The sequence below is a fragment of the Flammeovirga aprica JL-4 genome (assembly GCF_012844305.1).
Classification (GTDB): Bacteria; Bacteroidota; Bacteroidia; order Cytophagales; family Flammeovirgaceae; genus Flammeovirga; species Flammeovirga aprica.
The window spans coordinates 1-2,080 of sequence record NZ_JABANE010000256.1 but is presented as its reverse complement, the minus strand read 5'-3'; the positions used below and the strand labels follow the sequence as shown (position 1 = coordinate 2,080).

Genomic DNA, 2,080 nt, shown 5'->3' with positions numbered 1-2,080 from the left:
ATTCATCAAATGTTTTTCGTAGATTTGCTACTGAGTTAAGGCTCATGAAAAGTTGTTTGTTTTATTTTGTAGGAAATTTAAAATAACAACTTTTCTTCCTTTTTAGAAAGTTATCCAATTATCATCGGGTAGAGTAAACCGCCTGTTTCTTCTATATAAAACGTCTCCCATCACTATGAACTATTATATCTAGAAAATCATCATTTCTATCTAAATAGCGGTACGCTGATGATATCAAATCATCTTGAATTCCGATAGTAATACCTCTAACTCCATTTCTTCCAGAAAGAAACCTAACATAAGGATTTAAAACATTATCTATATCTTCAGACCTTAAAGCAATTGTTTCTGCAGTTTCTTCTAATACTACAGGTTTAGCTCTAAAATTTCGTTTAACTTCACTTAGCCTAGATGCTAGTTTTAAACTTGATTTCCCCGCTTTTGAAGCCAGCTTTAGTAACTTACCTAAAATATAAAACTCATCCACAGGAGTGACAATACCTACTAATCCCCATAGCACATCCAATCCATCACGTAGTTTCTGATTATTGTAAGAGGACGCTAAAATATGATAACTGATTGCTGGAATTAATAACACTTGGGGTTTTTCACCGGGTGTTGCTTTGACCCTTCCAAATTCGCCTACTTCCAAACTTACTGCAATGAGTTCATTAGGATTGAAGCTGTAAGAGGATAAAGTAGTTTCACAATCTAATTGGTAGTTTAAATTATCCTCTGAAACAAATTCTAACTTAGTGAGTTTTGTATTTAAACAAGCTGACCTTTTAGAAATGATTGAGTTTTTAAGTTAATTCTATATAAAATCACCCACTAAAAAAGATAGAATGCTTCTATTTAGTGGGTGATGAAATCTATTTACCAAGATTCCCTAAACACTCCCCTGCGTTTTTTTTATACTCTTAATCAAAAACTTAAATCGTCATTATTATACTCTTCAGTTTCTGGTAATTCTCCGTTAAACCCTTTCATATCATCAAAGGTAATACTAAACCAGTGACCTGGGTTACCTGCCATTTCTTCAGCTTCCATTACTATATCTCTTGGATCAACTTGTAAAGAAGGATTACAGTACTCCTTTATTACATCAAAATCTCCATCAGCTAAAAATAGTACACTCCTTATGACTTGAATAATTATTTTTGTATTGATATTTTCTGAGTATAATTGTTCAAAAATATAAATAACCTTTTTACCATCGGAATAATTATAATCTTGAAGAACTTTTTTTTTTATATCTATTGGTAAATTCATTTTATCTTTATTTACTATTTGGTATATAGGTGCTTGTTGTGGAATCAAAAGAATATCCATGTTTCTCTAAAATATAAATTTCTTTTGCTGTAACTGTTTTCTTGCCATTAAAACCCTTTTTACCAGGAGGAATGCCATTTTTCCATATTGTCCGAGGATGAGAAGGGTCTGATATTATTCGAATAGCATCTCCTCTTTTAATTGCATTTTCTAACCATTCCTTATTTTTTTTCCATGTCCAACCTATTATGTTTAGAACATTTATTCCTCCAGGATTATTGTTAGGAGATAGATTATTTTTATACAAACCAATATCAATAAAATAACTAGTACCTATTTTTTTACTTTTATCTCCATATAAACCTATTAAGGTTGTTGTTTTATCTAATGGGCATTTTATATCTCCTCCAAAACCAGAATATTTAAAGGTAAATAATTTTTCTGATAGTTCTGCTATTTCATTACTCCCTCTAAAAACTTTTACATTTAATCCATCCTTAACATAATCAAAAAAAAGCCCTGATTTTTCCCATCTACTGATACGTCCTAGCCAATAAGTGTTTGTTTTTAATACAGTATCATGTAGTTTCAACCAAGCATCAACAACCTTACTATTTCCAGCTATAGCATCCCTGAAACTTTCTTGAGCATTATATTGTAATTCAAATGCTTCTTTTAACTCTTTATTTAGTTTTAGATCATCTAGTTTATCAGCAATAAGTTTAGGTAACTCATAATCATTATGCACATAAATACCATCCGCATAATAACTATGATAACCTTCCACCTCAAAGTTGTAAACTCGCTC

3 protein-coding genes are annotated in these 2,080 nt (G+C 30.9%); all 3 read right to left on the bottom strand.

Going from position 1 to position 2,080, the window contains the following annotated elements; translation table 11 throughout:
• Positions 1 to 151: 151 nt before the first annotated feature.
• Positions 152 to 652: a hypothetical protein gene (locus HHU12_RS33640; protein ID WP_169661104.1), complete on the bottom strand. Its 501-nt coding sequence runs from the start codon at positions 650 to 652 to the stop codon at positions 152 to 154.
• Between the two features lie 272 nt (positions 653 to 924).
• Positions 925 to 1,272: a hypothetical protein gene (locus tag HHU12_RS33635; RefSeq protein ID WP_169661103.1), complete on the bottom strand. Its 348-nt coding sequence runs from the start codon at positions 1,270 to 1,272 to the stop codon at positions 925 to 927.
• A gap of 7 nt (positions 1,273 to 1,279) precedes the next feature.
• Positions 1,280 to 2,080: hypothetical protein (locus tag HHU12_RS33630; protein WP_169661102.1), on the bottom strand; the 801-nt coding region annotated here is incomplete at its 5' end.